This window comes from Butyricicoccus faecihominis (genome assembly GCF_014648015.1).
Taxonomy (GTDB): domain Bacteria; phylum Bacillota; class Clostridia; order Oscillospirales; family Butyricicoccaceae; genus Agathobaculum; species Agathobaculum butyriciproducens.
The window spans coordinates 79,807-99,539 of sequence record NZ_BMQH01000001.1; the positions used below are offsets into that span (position 1 = coordinate 79,807).

A 19,733-nucleotide genomic window follows, 5' to 3' on the forward strand; every position below is an offset into this window, starting at 1 on the left:
AATACCGCATAATTTTCGCAAAGCGCCGCGGCAGCGCGACCGGAGCCTGCGCAAGAAGCCGCTGCTTTAATTGTGCGGTGTTGCCTTATGCAAATCGAGGCTGTTTGCAGCATACAAACAGCCTCGATGACTGTGATATTGCTGTCAGGCAGTACCACATGATCCGGTAAACAGGCTTTGCCGGACCATGTGATCCTACCTTGCATTTGAAAAGTAACAGACAGGAGAGGGGAACTCAGTTTTGAAACTGTACATTACGGGAGGCGGCACGGGCGGTCACGTTACACCGGGTCTTGCCATTGCACGTTATTTTGAAAAAAAACAGCCGCAGACGACGGTGCGTTTTGCCGGTTCGGCACGCGGCATTGAAAATAAGCTGGTCCCGCGTGAGGGATACCCGCTGGACACCATCGAGATCATCGGCATGTCGCGTTCGATGAGCCCGAAGGGCATTCTGCACAATCTGAAGGCGGCAAAGCTGGCTGTCTCGGCGGTCATCAAGGCGAAGAAGCTGCTGAAACAGGCCAAGCCGGACTGCGTGATCGGCTGCGGCGGCTATGCGTCGTTCGCAGTGGTACGCGCAGCACAGCAGCTCGGCATTCCGACTGTTCTGCTCGAGGTCAACGCGCTGCCCGGCAAGGTAACGCAGATGCTCGCAAAGGATGCGGACCGCGTGCTCGTCTGCTTTGAACAGGCAAAGGAGCTGCTCGGCGGCGGAGATAAGATCATTCTGACCGGTGCGCCGGTGCGCGGTGAGATTCTGGCGGCAGATCGCGCAAAGGCACGCGAGAAGTTCGGTCTGACCGATGATGACCAGTTGGTCGTCTCCTTCTGGGGCTCGATGGGTGCAAAGTACATGAACGAGCACATGGCCGGTGAGCTGGCGCTCGAATGTAAAAACGGCGTCCCCTATCACCATGTTCACGCAACCGGTGCGGCGGCCTGTGAGTGGCTGCCCAGAATGGCGAAGGAGCAAGGCGCCGACTTTGACGAACACCCAAACATCGAAGTGACCGAGTACATCTACGACATGGCCGACCGCATGGCGGCGGCTGACCTGATCGTGTGCCGCGCAGGTGCGGCCACTCTCGGTGAGCTGTGCATGCTCGGCCGTCCGGCACTGTTGGTGCCGTCTCCGTATGTGGCAGAGAATCACCAGGAGAAGAATGCGCGCGCCCTCGAAAAGGAGGGCGGCTGCCGTGTTCTGCTCGAGAAGGACGCCAATCCGCAGGTGCTGTACGACGAGATTCAGGATTTGCTGAGCGACCGCGACCGTCTGCACCGTATGGGGCATGACGCGACAAAGCTGGCGGCGCACGATGCAAGCGAGAAGATCTATCAGGAGATCCTCTGGGCAATCGAAAACCATGGCAAGAAGTAACAAAGAAGGGATGCTGTGATGAGACGCAGAAGGCGAAAAAAGCACACGCCCGACCAGATGGAGCAGCAGCGCCGCGGCAGGAAAATCTTTCGTGTGCTGGGACGCGTGCTGCTGACCGGCATTGTGCTGGCGGCTGCCATGGTGGCGATGACCGTGTTCTTCAAGGTTAAGACCATTTCGGTGGAAGGTGCCGAGCAGTACGGCTCGGAGGAGCTGATCGCCGGTATGGATGTTCAAAAGGGCGATAATCTCTATCTGTGGAACAAAAACCGCGTATTGTCCGATCTGATGCACAGCTTCCCGTATCTGGAAAGCGCACAGCTGCGCCGCAAGCTGCCGGATGGACTGGTGCTGACTGTCACCGAGTGCACAGCGGCGGCTGCCGTGAGGAATGAGGATAACACGTTCACTTATATCAGTGCGGGCGGCAAGGTGCTCGAGAACAACGCCGCGGACGGCGGTCTGCCGACCGTGCTCGGCGTTACGCTGAATGCGCAGATTGGGGATTTCCTTGCTACCGGCACGGATGCACACGTTGACGCTATGCTGAACGTGCTGGAGAACATGGATGCCGCTGGACTGCTCGAAAAGATGAGCTTCCTCAATCTGAACGACCTGACCGATGTGCGCATCGGCTATGATAAGCGGTTCAACATCCGCGCAGGCTCACTGGACGATCTGACGTACCGTATTCGGTTTGCACAGACCGTTATCAGCGATCGCCTTTCGGCATCGGATATCGGGCGGCTGTACTGGGATGCACAGAACCGTCTGCATTTTGTGCCGGAGACGGTGGAGGATGTAGCACGCTCCGGTACCGATCAGGCAGGTGACAATCCGGTGACCTCGCCGGCGTACACCAATCCGGACGGTGAAGTCGGTACGACCGACAATCCGGACGGCGAAGTCGGTACGACCGACAATACGAACGGCGATGACTCGACCGATTCGAGAAGCGACAGCTCGGACAGTTCGGATAACTCGGATTATTCCGATGATTCGGATTACTCGGACGATTCGTCCTATGACGAATCCTACGATGACAGCAGCTACGATGATTCGTACGACGAATCGTATTACGATGACAGCTATTATGACGACAGCTACGATGGCGAAGGCTGAGTTTTTTCTGCTTCTACTGGCGAAAATAACCGAAAACACAGGAAAAAACGCGAAAAAATACAGCCTTTTTCCGTATCGACCGCCGGTTTGCGGGAAAGACACGGAAAAGATTAAGTTTTTTTTGAGGAATTCGCTAATTCCTGTTGCAAAATAGAATAAATCGAGGTAAAATTAAAACAATAGGGGCGAAGTGCCCTCAAACGCGGTAATTGATAATCAAAGAACGATTCTTTATCATAAAACGGAGGACAACGACAATGGGTTTTGAGTTTGAACAGGGCTTGGATAACGTAGTAAACATTAAGGTCATCGGTGTCGGCGGCGGCGGCGGCAACGCTGTAAACCGCATGGTCGAGAACGGTGTACAGGGTGTTGAGTTCGTTTCCATCAACACGGATATGCAGGCTCTGAATTATTCGCAGGCCACCACGAAGATCCAGATCGGCGAGAAGCTGACCAAGGGTCAGGGCGCAGGCGCAAATCCGGAGATCGGCCGCAAGGCTGCTGAGGAGAGCAAGGATCAGATCGCAGCGGCTCTCGCTAACACCAATATGGTATTTATCACCGCCGGCATGGGCGGCGGCACCGGCACCGGCGCAGCTCCGGTTGTTGCACAGATCGCTCGTGAGCTGGGCATCCTGACGGTCGGCGTTGTTACCCGTCCGTTCGCATTCGAGGGCAAGAAGCGTCTCGAGCAGGCGCTGAGCGGCATCGAAGAGCTGAACAAGAACGTAGACTCCCTCGTTATCATCCCGAACGAGCGTCTGAAGTATGTATCCGAGCAGAAGATCACCTTCAAGAACGCATTCGAGATCGCTGACGGCGTTCTGCGTCAGGCAGTTAAGAACATTTCCGAGCTGATCACCGTTCCGGGCTTCATCAACCTGGACTTCGCGGACGTTACCTCCGTCATGAAGGACGCAGGCTTCGCTCACATCGGCACCGGCTCCGCTGCAGGCAAGGACAAGGCTGCAGAGGCTGCACGCGAGGCAATTTCCAGCCCGCTGCTCGAGACCTCCATCGACATGGCTCACGGCGTTATCGTTTCCGTTATCGGCTCTGACGATATCGGCCTCGATGAAGTTGAGACCGCAGCTACTATGGTTCAGCAGGCGGCTCATCCGGATGCACACATCATCTTCGGTGCATTCATCGACGAGAACATGGACGACGAGATCCGCGTTGTTGTAATCGCAACCGGTTTCGACAATGTTCCGAACTCCGCAAAGATGAGCATGGACGGCAATAAGGACAAGGATTCCGGCTCTACCGGCCTGTTCACCGAGGCTGCTACCGCAGCGGCTGACAAAAAGCCGGCTCGCGCATCCGCTTCCAAACCGTCGTCCGATGTTGGCTCTGACGATGCTGCATTTGATGTTCTGATGCGCATCTTCGATAAGGACAACCGATAATCTAACTGATAGCTATTCAAAACAGCCCGTAACAGGGCTGTTTTGTCAGGTATGGGTAGGTTAATTTTAGATGAAATCCATATTAAAGGAGAGTGATCACCGTGAGTACGGACCCTGGAAGTAGACAGATGAATATTACTCGCGGTGGCATTTTCGAGGAGTGCCGCTGCTGAAAGGCGGTATAATATGGTTGAATTTTTCAAAACGGTGGACGGCCGCATCACAGAAGTGAGCGAGTTCACCGAGGGCTGCTGGGTCAACATGGTGCATCCCAGCTCGGACGAGCTGGAGCAGATCGCGCAGGCGGCTCAGGTTGAGGAAGAGTTTGTTCGCGCGGCGCTCGACCCAGAGGAAAGCTCGCGTGTCGATACCGAGGACGAGCAGCTTCTCATGATCGTCGATATCCCGATGGTGGAGAAAAGTTCGGTCGAGGACGGCGGACAGATGTTCACCACTATTCCTATGGGCATTGTTGTGGCGCAGAATGCGGTCATCACGGTTTGTCTGGAGGACAGCATCATCCTGCGCTCCATCGCGGAAGGCGCGGTAAAGGGCGTGCATACCTCACTCAAGACGCGCTTTGTGTTCCAGATTCTGCTCCGCATCGCGGGCCGGTTCCTGAAAAACCTGCGTATGATCGAGCGCGACTTTACCCGCATCGAGAAGCGTCTGTACGACTCCCTCAAAAATGAGGAGCTCATCCAGCTGCTCGGACTGAGTAAATCGCTGGTTTACTTCTCCTCGTCCCTCAAGGGCAACGAGGTTACGATGGAAAAGGTGCTTCGCGGCCGCGTGCTCAAGCTGTATGAGGACGACCGCGACATTCTGGAGGACGCGCTGATCGAGGTTCGTCAGGCCATCGAGATGGCGAATATCTATTCCAACATTATGGCGGGTACGATGGATGCTTATGCTTCCGTTGTTTCCAACAATCTGAATATCATCATGAAGGTTTTGACCATCCTGACCATTATCATGACGATTCCAAATATCGTGTTCGGCTTCTTCGGTATGAATATCGGCGAAGGACAGATACCGGGCGACTGGGTCTGGTGGATGCCGCTGGCCATTACGGTGGTTGGCTGCTTCTTTGCATGGTGGATGCTGAAGAAGAAAAATCTGGACTGATACAAGCTGCGCTTCCGAGAAATACTCGGAGGCGTTCTTTTTTGCCTTCTGTACACATAGGATAAAGTAAAAGCAGGAGGGACAATGCCATGATCGTTTTTGCGGCAAAGGTATCGGTGAGGAAAATCGTAGTGGGCGTGCTGGCGGTCGGGCTGGTGCTGGTCGGCGCGGCAGCACTGCTGCCGAAAACGGCAGAGGCGGATACCGCGGTCAGCGCTGAAGGTGCAGCGCTCAGTGCAAAGCTGAAAACGAACGAGGACCGGGTGGCTCTGCTGACCGCCTGCGGCTGGTCGGTGGAGAACGAACCGGTCGGCACACAGGAGGTGCAGATACCCGATACCTTCGACGAGGTATATGAGCAGTACAACGCTATTCAGCAGGCGCAGGGACTGGATCTTACGCCGTATCAGGGCAAACGCGCCACGCTGTATACCTACGCGCTGACCGCCTATCCTACCGGAGAGCAGGGCGTGACCGCCAACCTTTTGGTGCGCAGCAACCGCCTGATCGCAGCGGATATCACATCCGCACAGACGGATGGATTTGTGCATGGCCTGCTGGATATGCCGCAGACCTGACAGTGGTTGACAATGACTTTCGGAAATTGCATAACTGTGCAATTCAACGAAAAAGTTATCATAGGTTTATGGTATCTATTGGTAACTTTCGGGGGATTGCACTTTTTTTGCATTTAGCTATTGTGCAATTTGCGAAAAAGTGTTATCCTTATAAAAGAAATGTATTGGCGGAGGGGACAAAATGCCACAGATGCGATTGGACAAATTGCTGTCCCACCTGAACTGCGGCAGCCGCAAGGAAGTGCAGGCACTCATTCGTGCGGGACGCGTCTCGGTGGACGGCACCGTGCAGAAGGATCCGGCGTTTAAGGTCGATCCTGACCGGTCGCAGACGGCGGTGGATGGCACCGTGCAGCGCTACCGCGCACAGCGGTACTATATGCTCAACAAGCCGATGGGTGTTATCACGGCAAGCCGCGATGAGCGTCACGATACCGTGCTTGAGCTGTTTCCGGCCGAGCTGCGGCGCGGTCTGTTTGCGGTGGGAAGGCTGGACAAGGACACCGAGGGACTGCTGCTCATCACGGATGACGGCGCGCTCAGCCATGCGCTGATGAGTCCGAATCGCCATGTCGAAAAAGAGTACGAGGCGGTCGTGGACGGCGCGCTGGCAGCGGATGCAGTCTCACGCTTCGAGCAGGGCATGACCCTGCGGGACGGCACGGAATGCAAGCCGGCGAAGCTGGAAATCCTCGAGACCGAGTCGGAGCTGCGCGTGCGTGTGACGCTCAAAGAGGGCAAATACCATCAGGTCAAGCGCATGATCGCGGCAGTCGGCGGTACAGTAACGGCGCTCAAACGCCTGCGGCTGGGTGGTCTCTGGCTGGATAAAATACTCGCGCCCGGCGAATTTCGGGAACTGACACAGGAGGAATTGGAAAAACTTACCTTTAAAACTTGAAAAACTTAAAAAATCTACAAATTTTTTTGAGTTTTTTGTACAAAAATGCGCGGACATGTGATATAATGACTTAAAATGTATAGGGAACTTTTGGCGTTCTTGTGAAGAATGTCATAGGCAGAATCACCATTAACGGTGAGAACACCATAAAGAGTAAGCGTTTCGGCGAACGGATGCGGAGTAAAGCGCCGGGGCGCGTGAAAAAGACGGGAAAGGTGATGGAAATGGCTTCGAGATTGTTCCAGTCGATTGTTTTGCAGATGAAGGATACGGTGGATCGTACGATCGGCATTGTTGACGCAAGCGGTGCGGTCGTAGCATGTACCGATCTGCCTCGTATCGGTGAAATGCGGGAGGAAGCAATCACTGAGCTGGGCTTCGCCGGCGAGATCGTTCGTTTCGGCGGTTATACTTATCATACAACGGGCGACCGTGCGTCGCGTCTGGAATACGCTGTATTCGTACAGGGCGAGGACGAACTGGCGCGCAGTATCTGTTCGCTGGTTGCGGTTTCGATCAACAATATCAAGACGCTGTATGACGAAAAGCACGACAAGGCTACCTTCGTAAAGAATATCATTCTGGATAATATCCTGCCGGGCGATATTTATATCAAGTCCCGCGAGCTGCACTTCGGCAACGATGTGCCGCGCGTGGTATTCCTCGTGCGCCAGCAGGCGCCGGCTGATGTTGCCGCGATCGACGTGGTAAACGGCATGTTCCCGGACAAGCAGAAGGATTTCGTGCTGCATATCTCCGAGACGGACATCGTTGTTGTCAAGGAGGTCAAGGCAGGCAGTGAGATCAAGGATCTGGTCAAGCTGGCAGGCTCTATCGAGGAGACGCTGCTCAGTGAGCTGTCGGTCAAGTGCCTGATCGGCATCGGCTCGGTATCCTCTCAGATGAAGGATATCGCAAAGTCCTTCAAGGAGGCTACGACCGCAATCGAGGTCGGTGCGGTATTTGACACCGAGAAGAACATCATCAGCTTCGAGAATCTGGGCATTGGCCGTCTGATCTATCAGCTGCCGATCACGCTGTGTGAGATGTTCCTGTCCGAAGTATTCCGCAAGGGCTCGATCGACTCGCTCGATCAGGAGACGCTGTTCACGATTCAGAAGTTCTTCGAGAACAACCTGAACGTGTCCGAGACGTCGCGCAAGCTGTTCGTACACCGCAATACGCTGGTGTACCGCCTTGAGAAGATCAAAAAGCTGACCGGTCTGGATCTGCGTGAGTTCGATCACGCGATCGTATTTAAGGTAGCGCTCATGGTTCGAAAATACCTTGCAAGCCGCGAAGAAGGTACCAGATAATCGCTGTCTGTTCATAAAATCTACACAGAAAAAGCGTAAATTGTGCAATAATGCCACAGTTTGTCGGCTTGCACATAAACATGATATCTGTTATAATAGACAAAGGTGTATATGTTTACACCTTTGTCTTTTTTGTTTGCTGGAAGGCGAAAATGCCCAATCCGGGGCATTCGCACGCCTTCTGCGTTGGCACCGAGGAGGATTGCCTGTGATACGAATGAGTGAAGCCACCGTGGTTTACGAAAACGGGACCCGGGCGGTGAACAAGGCGAGTCTGCGTGTAGACGAGGGAGAATTTGTCTTTCTGGTCGGTGCGTCCGGCTCGGGTAAAACCACGATTATCAAGCTGCTGACCGGTGAGGTTCGGCCGAGCGAAGGCCGCGTTATCGTCAACAACTACGATATCGGCAGAATGAAAAAGCGGCAGATTCCGTATCTGCGCCGTACATTGGGCGTTGTCTATCAGGATTTCCGCCTGATCAACACCAAAACCGTTTACGAGAACGTCGCATTTGCCATGCGCGCCATCGGCGCCAAGGGCAAGGCCATCAAGCAGCGCGTGCCGTATGTGCTCGATCTGGTCGGTCTGGCCGACAAGGCGCACGAGAAGCCGATGAATCTTTCCGGCGGTGAGCAGCAGCGTGTCGCAATCGCGCGTGCGCTGGTCAACAACCCGCGCCTCATCATCGCGGACGAGCCGACCGGCAACCTCGATCCTGCGCGTTCGCTGGAGCTGATGACCCTGTTTGAAAAGATCAACGAGCTTGGCACGACCGTGCTGATCGTAACGCACGAAAAGGGTCTGGTAGACGAATTTGAAAAGCGCGTTGTTGTGATCGACAACGGTGAAGTCATCAGTGATCAGACAGGTGGGTATTATCAGATATGAGATCAATCGCTTACTATTGGAAGGAAGGCCTGCGCAACATTTTCAAGCACGGCTTCATGTCCGTGGCGGCCGTGGTGATCATGGTCGTAAGCCTGCTGCTGACAGGTACAGTTACGCTGGTGGCCTACAACATTACGAATAACATTACGAGACTGCAGCAGTCCAACCAGATCGTAGTCTGGATCGACGATTCGCTTACCACGCGTGAGGCGAAAACGCTGCAGACGCAGTTCGAGAAGATTGACAACATTGCGTCGATTGCCTTCGAGGATCGCGATGTCGCGCTGGAGCAGTACCGCAAGGAGCTGGGCGACGACGCAGACATCCTCGAGGATTACGACGCGGATAACAATCCGCTGCGCAACAGCTATGTGTTCACCCTGAGCGATTCCATGCAGGCGGACGCAACGATCAAGGAAATCGAAGCGGTTGACGGCGTTGCAAGCGTGCGCGCGGATGAGGATGTTATCCGCAAGCTGATTCAGATTCAGCGCGTGTTCAACATGATCGCGGCGGCGATGATCGTCGGTCTGGCCGTTATCTCGATCTTCATCATCTCCAACACGGTAAAGCTGGCTATGTTTGCCCGCCGTGAGGAGATCTCCATCCAGAAGATGGTCGGCGCGACCAACTGGTTTATCCGCTGGCCGTTTGTCATCGAAGGCATGGTGCTCGGTCTGGTTGCCGGCGGACTGGCCTTCCTCGCGGAATGGGGTCTGTACACCGAGCTGTACAACGTGGCAGGTACGGTTTCGCTGTCCTCGTTCCATCTGCTCTCGTTCGATGTGCTGCGCTGGTGGGTGCTCGGCGTGTACTGCGGTGCAGGCGCGTTGTTCGGCATCGGCGGCTCGGTAACGAGTATCCGCAAGTTTATGGATGTATAACGACTGCATAAAGGAGCGAATGTTTCAATATGATGAAAAAGAAAACCGTGCGCCTGATTTCCTGCATTATTGCGGGCATCCTGGTTGCAGCGATGGTGTTCTCGATGATTGCCTCCGGTCTGGTTTATGCCGGTGCGGTGAGCAGTAAGGAACTGAAAAGCAAGCTGTCCGATCTGGAGGATCAAAAGGCATCGGTCAAGGCGGAGCTTGACAGTCTGGCAGGTCAGGTGAACGAGGTCGAAAAGACCCGCGCCGCACTGCAGAAGGAGATCAAGCTCACCAAGGAGGAGATTGCGACCGTAACGGTGTACATCGACCGCCTGCAGGACCAGATCGACGTCAAGACGACCGAACTGGATGCTGCGATCAAGGCGCTTGACAGCAAGAAGGAGCGTTTTTCTGAGACTGTCCGCACGACGTATGAGCAGGGCGAGACCAGCTATCTGGAGGTCCTGCTGAACGCGTCCAACTTCTCTGATCTGCTCAGCCGTCTGGAGATCGTTTCCGCGATTATGGACGATAATAAGAAGATCGTAGCGGAGTACACCGCTGCCAAGGAGGATATTCAGCAGAAGCGCGACGACCTGCAGCAGACGCAGGACGAGCAGGTACAGTATCAGGAAAACCTGAAGTACAAGGCTGAGGAGCTGAAATCCAGCGAGGAGCAGCAGAAGGCGCTGCAAAAAAGTCTGGAATCCTATCAGAAGGAGCAGAAGGCGGAGTACGAGCGCATCACCAGCGAGATGGACACCGTAAGTAACCAGATCGCAGAGCAGTCCCGCAAGGAAGCTGCTGCGGCAGCAGCAGCGGCCGCTAAGAAGAAGGGCGGCAGTTCGTCCTCGAGCACGACCACCACGACCAGCAGCGGCGCGACCCGTTACAGCGGCACGTTCACCTGGCCGCTACCGGGTTACACCAATAATTCGAGTGCCTATGGCTGGCGTGTACATCCAATCTTCGGTACCCGCAAGTTCCACAAGGGCGAGGATATTCCGGCACCGACCGGCACACCGATCGTAGCAGCCGCATCCGGTACGGTTACTACCGCAGGCTGGGTTTCCGGCTACGGCAACTATACGGTCATTAACCACGGCGGCGGTGTTATGACGGCGTACGGTCATCAGTCCGCGATCCATGTTTCGGTTGGTCAGACGGTTTCCGCCGGTCAGACCATCGGTCTGGTAGGCTCTACCGGCAACTCGACCGGTCCGCATCTGCACTTTGAGGTGTATGTAAACGGTTCGACGCAGAACCCGATGAGTTACTTCAACTAACGCAATTACATAAAAGGGGAGAGTGTAACGCTCTCCCTTTTCTCGTGGAGGAGGACAAACCATGAAAAAACTGCGGGAGAGACAGGTCTCTCTGCGGATAGCGCTGACCATGTGTGCTGCGGCAGGCGCGATAACGGCAGTCATCTGCCTGATTTCCACCGGCTGGAACACCAACGAGGTCGGGAAAAAGCTGCGTGAGATCGACCGGCTGGTGTCGGACAAGTACGTTGGTGAACTGGACGCAGACAATGTTGCGGATTATGCTGCGGCAGGCTATATTACCGGCCTGGGAGACAAGTGGTCGTCGTATATTCCGGCGGAAAACTACGAAGCCTACCGCATGAGCGGTGAGGGCAAGGGCTGCGGCATCGGCGTTTCGGTGACGAGCACCGAGACGAGTATTCGCGTTACGCTTGTGTACGATGATTCGCCTGCGGCGAAGGCCGGCATCGAAAAGGGCGATTACATTCTCGGTACGGGAGATCTGACGACCGAAAAGGACGGTTCGAGTGCGGTTATCAGTGCGATTTCCGGCAAAGAGGGGACCGATGTGACCGTCACGGTCAAGAAGGCAGACGGCTCTGTCAAGGAGCTGACCATGCAGCGTGCCGTTGTCACGCAGAAGATGGCATGGGGCAAAATGCTGAATGATAAAATCGGCTACATCCGCATCGAGAATTTCCATGACGGCTGCGCCGATCAGTTCAAGACGGCGCTGCAGTCGCTGACCGACAGCGGCGCACAGTCGCTTGTCATTGACGTGCGCCACAACGGCGGCGGTCGTGTCAAGGAGATGAGCGCGGCACTCGATCCGCTGCTCGGCGAGGGCACCATTATGACGCTGCGCATGAAAAACGGCTCGGAGACCGTTTACACCTCGGATGCAGACCATATTGACCTGCCAATCGCGGTGCTCATTGACGACCAGAGCATTTCGGCAGCAGAATTTTTCGCGGCGGCGCTGCAGGAGTACGACCGCGCAACACTCGTCGGCACGCACACCACCGGCAAGGGACGCGCTCAGCGCACCTACCAGCTGAGCGACGGCTCGGCGGTCAATCTGTCTGTCGAAGAATACTTTACGCCTAAGGGCAAAAGCCTTGCGGATGTCGGCATTGCGCCGGACATTGAGGTGAAGCTGACCGATGAGCAGACGCAGAACTTTTTCTTCCTGACGCCGGAAACCGATCCGCAGCTTCAAAAAGCGATAGAAACTGTGGGATAATCGAGCACTCCGGCAGAAAATCGGACAGAAAATGGTCGAATCGCTTGACATGGCATTGGTGCTTAATTTATAATATAGTGTACTGTACGGCTCGAAAGCCGATGACACTGAGTAAGAAGGGTTTGCAAACATGGCAAAAGAAATTAAACTGACACAGGAAAGTCTGGACGCATATAAGGACGAACTGGAATATCTGAAAACTACCCGTGCGGATGAGGTTGCAGAGCAGCTGAAGGAAGCACGCTCCTTCGGCGACCTGTCCGAGAACGCCGAGTATGATGAAGCCAAGAACGAGCAGGGCAAGCTGTATTCCCGCATTGCCGAGCTTGAGGAGATCATCAAGCACGCAGTCGTTGTAACCGGCGACAGCTACGCTGCAGACGAGGTTTCTCCCGGCTGCCGCTTTATTGTTAAGGATCTCGAGGAGGACGAGGAAGAGGAGTACCACTTTGTCGGCTCTCAGGAGGCCGATCCGATGGACGGAAAGATCTCTGACGAGTCTCCGTTCGGCAAGGCTATGCTGGGCAAGAAGGTCGGCGATGTTGTTGAGGTCGAGGCACCGATCGGCATCGTAAAGTACGAGATCCTCAAGATCGAGAAGTAAATTACCTTTATCGCAAGTTAAAAGCGAAGTCACTATTTCAGGTAACACCAAACAATTTGACAAAGGCGAATTGTTTGGCGCTGCCGTCAAAAATTTTATGAAAGATGGGGAAGATATGGCAGAACAGCATCAGGCGCAGGATCAGCACGAGCAGACCGCGGAGGAACTGCACGAGCTGAAGCGCATTCGCCGCGAAAAGCTGGCAGAGCTGCAGGCTGCGGGCAAGGACCCGTTCCAGCAGGTGCGCTTTGAGCGCGATCACTATACCACCGATATTCACGAGCATTTTGACGAGCTGGAAGGCAAGACCGTCCGTCTGGCAGGCCGCATGATGTCCAAGCGCATCATGGGCAAGGCTTCCTTCTCGGATATGCGCGACCGCTACGGCCGTCTGCAGCTTTACATCAAGCGCGACAACGTAGGCGAGGACGTATACAAGGGCTACAAGAAGTTCGATATCGGCGATATCATCGGTATCGAGGGCGAGGTATTCCGTACCCAGAAGGGTGAGATTTCGGTTTCCGTAACCGAGCTGACGCTGCTCTCCAAAAACCTTGCACCGCTGCCGGAGAAGTGGCACGGTCTGAAGGATACCGATATGCGTTACCGTCAGCGCTATGTTGACCTGATCGTCAACCCGGAGGTACGCGATACCTTTGAGAAGCGCTCCGCTATCGTGCGCGAGATCCGCAACTTTATGGATTCCCACGGTTTTATGGAGGTTGAGACCCCGTGTCTGAACACCATTCCGGGCGGTGCTGCGGCTCGTCCGTTCATCACCCATCACAACGCGTTGGATATTGATATGTATCTGCGTATTGCGACCGAGCTGCACCTCAAGCGCCTGATCGTAGGCGGTCTGGAGCGCGTATACGAGATCGGCCGTATTTTCCGCAACGAGGGCATGGACACCAAGCACAATCCGGAGTTCACCACCATCGAGCTGTATCAGGCATACACTGATTACCACGGCATGATGGATATTACCGAGGACATGGTAATCCATGTCTGCGAAAAGGTTCTGGGCGGCACCAAGGTGATGTACCAGGGCACCGAGATCGACTTCACCAAGGGCTGGAAGCGCATGACCATGGCTGAGGCTGTCAAGGAGTATGCCGGCATCGACTTTATGGCGCTCTCTCCGGAGGAGGCGCTCGAAGCCGTTAAGGCCAAGGGCCTCGAAATCGAAAAGGGCAAGGAGAGCTGGGGCGACCTGATGAGCCTGTGCTACGACGAGTACGTTGAGGAGAACCTCATGCAGCCGACCTTCATCACCGATTACCCGGTTGAGATTTCTCCGCTGGCAAAGCGCAAGCCGTCCGACCCGCGTCTGACCGAGCGCTTCGAGTGCTTTGTTTACGGCCGCGAGCTGTGCAACGCATTCTCCGAGCTGAACGACCCGATCGACCAGAAGGAGCGCTTCGAGCGTCAGGTTGCTCTGCGCGCCGCAGGCGACGAGGAAGCCGGCATGATGGACGAGGATTTCATCAATGCGCTGGAATACGGCATGCCTCCCACGGGCGGCATGGGCATGGGCATCGACCGTCTGGTTATGTTCCTGACCGACGCTGCATCCATTCGCGATGTGCTGCTGTTCCCGACAATGAAACCGCTGGACTGATTGCGGGCGCACAAGGCAGAATAACCGTGTACGCGCGAGATTCTGCAGATAGCTTACACCAAATTACCACAGGCTTGCAGCAAAGGAAGCCTTGGAAATGTACAGATTGAATTTGGGCAATCGACCCGTCGAGAAATCGGCGGGTCTTTTTTTGCTCATCGGAGGCGCGGCGGTGTGTTCTTTTCGCAGCCTTGCAGCCACACAGCGTTTCACGCCGGTATCCCATTTCAACTTGTTTTACAGGAATATTCGCCGCAAAAGCGCTCCGAATACGGCGTATAGTCTGTGTTTTCGCCTGTTTTGGCAGAAAAAAGGCGAAATTCCTTGAAATACCGTCCGCGAAGTGCTATGCTATTCTTATATAATGCCGTTTTGCGGCGAGAAATGAGGAAAAAGAAGGGCAGTCTGTCGGGGAGAGGCGGCTGTTACGGGTAAGGAGAATTGGTTGATGAAAACAAAAAAGAGGAAGCGGGGTCTGTCCTTCCTGCTCGCGGTACTGGTAACAGCGGCATGTCTGCTGACCGGCTGCGGCACACAAAAGAGCGAAGCACAGGAGGACGCGGAAACCATTCAGGTCTATCTATGGAACACCACGCTGTACGAAAAATATGCCCCCTATATCCAGTCGCAGCTGCCGGATGTGAATATTGAGTTCATTGTCGGCAATAACGATCTGGATTTTTACAAATTTCTGAACGAGAACGGCGGCCTGCCGGACATCATTACCTGCTGCCGCTTCTCGCTGCATGACGCTGCGCCGCTCAAGGGCAGTCTGATGAACCTCGCCACGACCAACGAGGCGGGCGCGGTCTACAACACCTACCTCAACAGCTTCAAAAACGAGGACGGCAGCGTAAACTGGCTGCCGGTCTGCGCGGACGCGCACGGCTTTGTGGTCAACCGCAGTCTGTTCGAGAAATACGGCATTCCGCTGCCCACCGATTACGACAGCTTTGTTTCCGCTTGTCAAGCGTTTGAAAAGCACGGCATCCGCGGCTTTGATGCGGACTATTTCTACGATTACACCTGCATGGAAACGCTTCAGGGACTTTCTGTCTCCGAGCTTTCCTCGGCGGAAGGCCGCAAATGGCGCACCGCGTACAGCGACCCGGCCAGCACCGAGAAAGTCGGTCTGGATGACACCGTTTGGCCGACCGCTTTCAAGAACCTCGAGCAGTTCATCCGCGACACCGGCCTGAACGCCGCTGACCTGACACTGATCTACGATGACATCATGGACCGGATGCGCAGCGGCGAGCTTGCCATGTTCTTAGGCAGCTCTGCTAACGTTAAAATCCTGCAGGATGAGGGCATTGATACGACCTTCCTGCCGTTCTTTGGTCAGGACGGGCAGCAGTGGCTGATGACCACCCCGTATTTTCAGGTTGCGCTGAGCCGCAATCTCGAGCAGGACAGCAACCGCCGCGACAAGGCGATGCAGGTGCTCCGTGTCATGCTCTCCGAGGAAGCACAGAACCGCATCGTCTATGACGGACAGGACATTCTGAGCTACAGCCAGAACGTCAGTCTTCGCCTGACCGATTATCTTGAGGACGTGCGCCCGGTGGTCGAGCAGAACCATATGTACATCCGCATCGCCTCCAACGATTTCTTCTCGGTCTCCAAGGATGTGGTCTCGCGCATGATCGCGGGCGAATACACAGCAGAGCAGGCGTATCAGGCGTTCAACGCGCAGCTGCTTGCGGATGAGCCTGCCGCGGATACGGCTGTGCTGACCTTGGACAAGGGCTATTCAAACGTTTTCCATGCGGACAGCGGCAATGCCTCCTTCTCCGTGATGGCGAACACGCTGCGCGGCGTGTATGACACCGATGTGCTCATTGCTGCGGCGAACAGCTTTACCGGCAGCGTGCTGGCGGCAGACTATACCGAGAATATGGCTGCCTCTATGATCATGCCGAACGATCTGCGCGCGTATCAGCGCACGATGAACGGTGCGGAGCTGACCGAGACCGTCCGCGCCTTTGTCGAGGGCTGCGAGGGCGGCTTTACGCCGTTCAACCGCGGCTCTCTGCCGGTGGTCAGCGGCATCGCCATCGAGGTCAAGGAGGAAAACGGCGGCTTTACGCTGACCGGGATCACGCGGGACGGCAAACCGCTCCGCGAGGACGAGACCGTAACCGTAACCTGTTTGGCGACGGCGGGCAGCATGGCGCCGCTGTTTGCGGACGAGAGCCGTGCCTTCGAGGGCGGCGACACGAGAGTTCGGGACACTTGGAGCGCGTATGTCTCCGAGGGGAATGCCGTACTGGCGGAGCCGGAAAATTATATTACATTGAGGTAAACGGAAATGGCAGATAAAACACGCGGAAGCAAAATAAAATACCGCTTCCTGAAAAAATGGCGCCGCCCTGCCGCCGCACTGTTGGCTCTGGCGGTGCTGCTCGGCGGCATCTGCTATCGGTATTTCTTGTTTATGTCGCAGACGGTCTATCGGGAGAGCACCTCGCATCTGTCGGAGATCCTGCGTAAATCCGACAATATGCTGAACCATCTGGTCAGCCGAAACCAGATGCTGCTGCATCTGTGGAACGATTTTCTGAAAAACGCCTCGAGCGAAGAACAGATCCGTTCCAGTCTGAACGAGATGCAGAAGGAGACCGGCTGCGCCGCCCTCTACTTCCTCGCCTCGGACGGCAGCTGCATGACGCAGGACGGCGAAAAGAGCAGCCTTGGCTCGCAGACCGATCTGGACACGCAGCTTTTCGCCGGAGAGGACGTCGTTGTGAATGCGGTGCTGCCCGGAAAGCCGCAGATGCTCGTGTTTGCCTGCCCGGAGATGAGCGGCACCTACCGCGGCTTCGCCTATGATGCGATCGCCATCGCCTACTATAATGATACGGTGCTGAACGCGATCGACAACTCCGCCTTCGAGGGCACGAGCCACAACTATGTTGTCTACCCGGACGGGCGCGTTGTGCTCGACAGCGAGGCTGACGGTGAGAACGGCAGCGAGGAATCGGTCTATAATTTCCTCGCGGAGCTGCGCAGCAGCTCCAATCTGTCCGATAAAGCGTTCGACGCGCTGAGTGACGATTTCGCGCAGGGCAGGGACGGAAGCAAGATGCTGACGCTGCATGGAACCCGGTACTATCTGGTCTACGAGAACACAGGCATCCAGGACTGGATCATGCTCAGCCTTGTCCCGGTCAGCGTTGTTAACGCCAGCATGGATACGCTGTGGCACCGGACGGTCGAGATCGTGACCGCTATTGCGTGCCTGCTTATGGTGCTGCTCATCGCGCTCATCGTGCACAGAAGCCGCGATGCGCTGCGTCGGAGAGATACTGAGATCCTGTACCGGGATGAGCTGTTCACCCGGCTCTCACGCAACGTGGACGATGTTTTCTTCATGCTGGATGCCGAAACCTCCCGCACGGACTATGTCAGCCCGAACATCGAGCGGCTGCTTGGCGTGCCGCTTGAGCAGGTGCGGCAGGACATCCGTGCACTGCGGGCGCTGCACCCGAAGGACTCTCCCGACCACGATAAGAACTTCCTCGCGGGGATTCAGTGCGGCGAGCAGAGCGAATGGGATGCCGATTATGCCCATCAGCAGACCGGTGAGCGCCGCTGGTTCCACATCGTTGCCATGGGCAGCGAGGTCGCAGGCCGGACCAAGTACATCCTCGTGATGTCCGACCGCACGGCTGACCGGAAGATCAATCAGGCGCTTTCCGAGGCGGTTGCGGCCGCCGAAGCCGCCAGCCGCGCCAAGAGCACTTTCCTGTCCAATATGTCGCACGATATCCGCACACCGATGAATGCGATCATCGGCTTTACCACCCTTGCGGTCAGCAATATCGACAATCAGGAACGGGTGAAGGACTATCTGACCAAAACCCTCTCCTCGAGCCGCCACCTGCTCGCGCTCATCAACGATATTCTGGACATGAGCCGCATCGAGAGCGGCAAGCTTCATCTGGAGGAAACCGAGGTCAACCTCGCCGAGATGCTGCACGATATCAAGACCATCGTCAGCGGACAGATATACGCCAAGCAGCTCGAGCTTTATATGGATGCGCTTGACGTTGCCGACGAGGACGTTTACTGTGACCGGACACGTCTGGGACAGATTCTGCTCAACCTGCTGTCCAACGCCATTAAGTTCACGCCGGCGGGCGGCACGGTCTCCGTGCGTATCCGGCAGCTTGCCGGAACCGTGCGCGACTGTGCACAGTACGAGTTCCGTGTCCGCGACAACGGCATCGGCATGAGTCCGGAGTTCGCGCAGAAGATTTTTGAGCCGTTTGAACGCGAGCGCACCTCCACGGTCAGCCGGATACAGGGAACCGGCCTTGGCATGGCCATCACCCGGAATATCGTCGAGATGATGGGCGGCACGATCAAGGTGCAGACCGAGAAGAACCGAGGCACCGAGTTTATCATCTGCCTGCCGCTGCGCGTGCAGACCGGCAGCCGCCGCGAGGAAAAGATTGCGGAGCTTGCCGGCCTCAAGGCGCTGGTGGTGGACGACGATTTCAACACCTGCGACAGCGTGGCAAAGCTGCTGACCCGTGTGGGAATGCGTGCGGAGTGGACGCTCTCCGGACGGGAGGCCGTGCTGCGTGCGCGGCAGTCCATCGAGTTGGGTGACCCCTGCCGCGCCTATATCATCGACTGGCGGCTGCCGGACATGAACGGCATCGAGGTCACGCGCCAGATTCGCAGCCTGAATGATGACACCCCCATCATCATCCTGACCGCCTACGACTGGTCGGATATCGAAGCGGAGGCGAAGGCGGCAGGCGTGACGGCCTTCTGCTCCAAGCCGATGTTCCTGTCCGACCTGCGCGACACCCTGATGACAGCCATCGGACACATGCAGACGGCAGATGAGCAGGACATCCTGCCCGGGAAAAACGCCGACTTCCGCGGACGGCATATCCTGTTGGTTGAGGATAACGAGCTGAACCGTGAGATCGCAATGACAATCCTGCACGAGTACGGTTTTCTGGTCGATATCGCCGAGAACGGCGCGGTCGCGGTGGAAAAGGTCCGCACCTCGGACCCGGGCCGCTATGATCTGGTGCTGATGGATGTGCAGATGCCGGTCATGGACGGCTATACCGCCACCCAGCGCATTCGTGCGCTGAAGGACCCGGCGCGCGCCGCAGTCCCGATCGTTGCCATGACGGCCAACGTGTTCGAGGAGGAGCGAAAGCAGGCGTTCGACTGCGGCATGAACGGCTTTTTGTCCAAGCCGATCGTGGTTGAGGAGCTGATCGACGCGCTGAAGGGCATTATGCACTGACCGCGCCATGCGGATACATCAAAACCCGGAGTACCGGCCGAGAACGGCTGACGGTACTCCGGTTTTTTCGGATATGCAGAGGAAAATAAATGCCGCTGCGCCGCAATCTTCGCTTTCCTTTTC

General features: G+C 56.0%; 16 protein-coding genes. All 16 read left to right on the plus strand.

Annotated features, from left to right (window positions below; all coding sequences use genetic code 11):
- Positions 1 to 241: 241 nt before the first annotated feature.
- The 16 genes from murG to IEY11_RS00375 all read left to right on the plus strand — a co-directional run bounded on the left by murG (position 242) and on the right by IEY11_RS00375 (position 19,610).
- Positions 242 to 1,381: an undecaprenyldiphospho-muramoylpentapeptide beta-N-acetylglucosaminyltransferase gene (gene murG, locus IEY11_RS00300; RefSeq protein WP_188885441.1), complete on the plus strand. Its 1,140-nt coding sequence runs from the start codon at positions 242 to 244 to the stop codon at positions 1,379 to 1,381.
- A gap of 18 nt (positions 1,382 to 1,399) precedes the next feature.
- Positions 1,400 to 2,503 carry a cell division protein FtsQ/DivIB gene (locus IEY11_RS00305; protein ID WP_188885442.1) on the plus strand — a complete coding sequence of 368 codons (1,104 nt, stop codon included), beginning with the start codon at positions 1,400 to 1,402 and terminating at the stop codon, positions 2,501 to 2,503.
- 257 nt (positions 2,504 to 2,760) lie between these two features.
- Positions 2,761 to 3,915, plus strand: coding sequence for a cell division protein FtsZ (ftsZ, locus tag IEY11_RS00310; protein WP_110436340.1), 1,155 nt, complete (start codon positions 2,761 to 2,763; stop codon positions 3,913 to 3,915).
- Between the two features lie 186 nt (positions 3,916 to 4,101).
- Positions 4,102 to 5,043: a magnesium transporter CorA family protein gene (locus tag IEY11_RS00315; RefSeq protein ID WP_110436341.1), complete on the plus strand. Its 942-nt coding sequence runs from the start codon at positions 4,102 to 4,104 to the stop codon at positions 5,041 to 5,043.
- 89 nt (positions 5,044 to 5,132) lie between these two features.
- Complete coding sequence (locus tag IEY11_RS00320; protein WP_118728977.1) at positions 5,133 to 5,621, plus strand: DUF4830 domain-containing protein; 489 nt, start codon at positions 5,133 to 5,135, stop codon at positions 5,619 to 5,621.
- Between the two features lie 181 nt (positions 5,622 to 5,802).
- Complete coding sequence (locus IEY11_RS00325) at positions 5,803 to 6,522, plus strand: pseudouridine synthase (protein WP_188885443.1); 720 nt, start codon at positions 5,803 to 5,805, stop codon at positions 6,520 to 6,522.
- Between the two features lie 224 nt (positions 6,523 to 6,746).
- Complete coding sequence (locus IEY11_RS00330; protein ID WP_117554966.1) at positions 6,747 to 7,838, plus strand: PucR family transcriptional regulator; 1,092 nt, start codon at positions 6,747 to 6,749, stop codon at positions 7,836 to 7,838.
- 208 nt (positions 7,839 to 8,046) lie between these two features.
- On the plus strand, positions 8,047 to 8,727 hold the full coding sequence (gene ftsE / locus IEY11_RS00335; RefSeq protein WP_110436343.1) for a cell division ATP-binding protein FtsE: 681 nt from the start codon (positions 8,047 to 8,049) through the stop codon (positions 8,725 to 8,727).
- Positions 8,724 to 9,611: a permease-like cell division protein FtsX gene (ftsX, locus tag IEY11_RS00340; protein ID WP_188885444.1), complete on the plus strand. Its 888-nt coding sequence runs from the start codon at positions 8,724 to 8,726 to the stop codon at positions 9,609 to 9,611. Before ftsE ends, ftsX begins: the two co-directional genes overlap by 4 nt.
- A gap of 29 nt (positions 9,612 to 9,640) precedes the next feature.
- Positions 9,641 to 10,885 carry a murein hydrolase activator EnvC family protein gene (locus IEY11_RS15025; protein WP_188885445.1) on the plus strand — a complete coding sequence of 415 codons (1,245 nt, stop codon included), beginning with the start codon at positions 9,641 to 9,643 and terminating at the stop codon, positions 10,883 to 10,885.
- Between the two features lie 61 nt (positions 10,886 to 10,946).
- On the plus strand, positions 10,947 to 12,110 hold the full coding sequence (locus tag IEY11_RS00350) for a S41 family peptidase (RefSeq protein WP_188885446.1): 1,164 nt from the start codon (positions 10,947 to 10,949) through the stop codon (positions 12,108 to 12,110).
- Positions 12,111 to 12,240: 130 nt separating this feature from the next.
- Positions 12,241 to 12,714, plus strand: a complete 474-nt coding sequence (greA, locus tag IEY11_RS00355; protein WP_110436347.1) for a transcription elongation factor GreA — start codon at positions 12,241 to 12,243, stop codon at positions 12,712 to 12,714.
- A 115-nt stretch (positions 12,715 to 12,829) separates the two neighbouring features.
- Positions 12,830 to 14,335 carry a lysine--tRNA ligase gene (gene lysS / locus IEY11_RS00360; protein WP_201309107.1) on the plus strand — a complete coding sequence of 502 codons (1,506 nt, stop codon included), beginning with the start codon at positions 12,830 to 12,832 and terminating at the stop codon, positions 14,333 to 14,335.
- 97 nt (positions 14,336 to 14,432) lie between these two features.
- Positions 14,433 to 14,663 carry a hypothetical protein gene (locus IEY11_RS00365; protein ID WP_118729927.1) on the plus strand — a complete coding sequence of 77 codons (231 nt, stop codon included), beginning with the start codon at positions 14,433 to 14,435 and terminating at the stop codon, positions 14,661 to 14,663.
- A 120-nt stretch (positions 14,664 to 14,783) separates the two neighbouring features.
- A complete protein-coding gene (locus IEY11_RS00370; protein ID WP_118646179.1) occupies positions 14,784 to 16,640 on the plus strand; it encodes an ABC transporter substrate-binding protein in 1,857 nt (618 codons plus the stop codon).
- Between the two features lie 6 nt (positions 16,641 to 16,646).
- Complete coding sequence (locus IEY11_RS00375; RefSeq protein WP_188885448.1) at positions 16,647 to 19,610, plus strand: hybrid sensor histidine kinase/response regulator; 2,964 nt, start codon at positions 16,647 to 16,649, stop codon at positions 19,608 to 19,610.
- Positions 19,611 to 19,733 lie beyond the last annotated feature (123 nt).

Coding starts and splice junctions, on each gene's coding strand:
- IEY11_RS00370 (WP_118646179.1), top strand. CDS start 14,784: ATGAAAACAAAAAAGAGGAAGCGGGGTCTGTCCTTCCTGCTCGCGGTA.
- ftsZ (WP_110436340.1), top strand. CDS start 2,761: ATGGGTTTTGAGTTTGAACAGGGCTTGGATAACGTAGTAAACATTAAG.
- IEY11_RS00375 (WP_188885448.1), top strand. CDS start 16,647: ATGGCAGATAAAACACGCGGAAGCAAAATAAAATACCGCTTCCTGAAA.
- IEY11_RS00365 (WP_118729927.1), top strand. CDS start 14,433: ATGTACAGATTGAATTTGGGCAATCGACCCGTCGAGAAATCGGCGGGT.
- IEY11_RS00350 (WP_188885446.1), top strand. CDS start 10,947: ATGAAAAAACTGCGGGAGAGACAGGTCTCTCTGCGGATAGCGCTGACC.
- ftsX (WP_188885444.1), top strand. CDS start 8,724: ATGAGATCAATCGCTTACTATTGGAAGGAAGGCCTGCGCAACATTTTC.
- IEY11_RS00320 (WP_118728977.1), top strand. CDS start 5,133: ATGATCGTTTTTGCGGCAAAGGTATCGGTGAGGAAAATCGTAGTGGGC.
- IEY11_RS00305 (WP_188885442.1), top strand. CDS start 1,400: ATGAGACGCAGAAGGCGAAAAAAGCACACGCCCGACCAGATGGAGCAG.
- IEY11_RS15025 (WP_188885445.1), top strand. CDS start 9,641: ATGATGAAAAAGAAAACCGTGCGCCTGATTTCCTGCATTATTGCGGGC.
- IEY11_RS00325 (WP_188885443.1), top strand. CDS start 5,803: ATGCCACAGATGCGATTGGACAAATTGCTGTCCCACCTGAACTGCGGC.
- greA (WP_110436347.1), top strand. CDS start 12,241: ATGGCAAAAGAAATTAAACTGACACAGGAAAGTCTGGACGCATATAAG.
- lysS (WP_201309107.1), top strand. CDS start 12,830: ATGGCAGAACAGCATCAGGCGCAGGATCAGCACGAGCAGACCGCGGAG.
- IEY11_RS00315 (WP_110436341.1), top strand. CDS start 4,102: ATGGTTGAATTTTTCAAAACGGTGGACGGCCGCATCACAGAAGTGAGC.
- IEY11_RS00330 (WP_117554966.1), top strand. CDS start 6,747: ATGGCTTCGAGATTGTTCCAGTCGATTGTTTTGCAGATGAAGGATACG.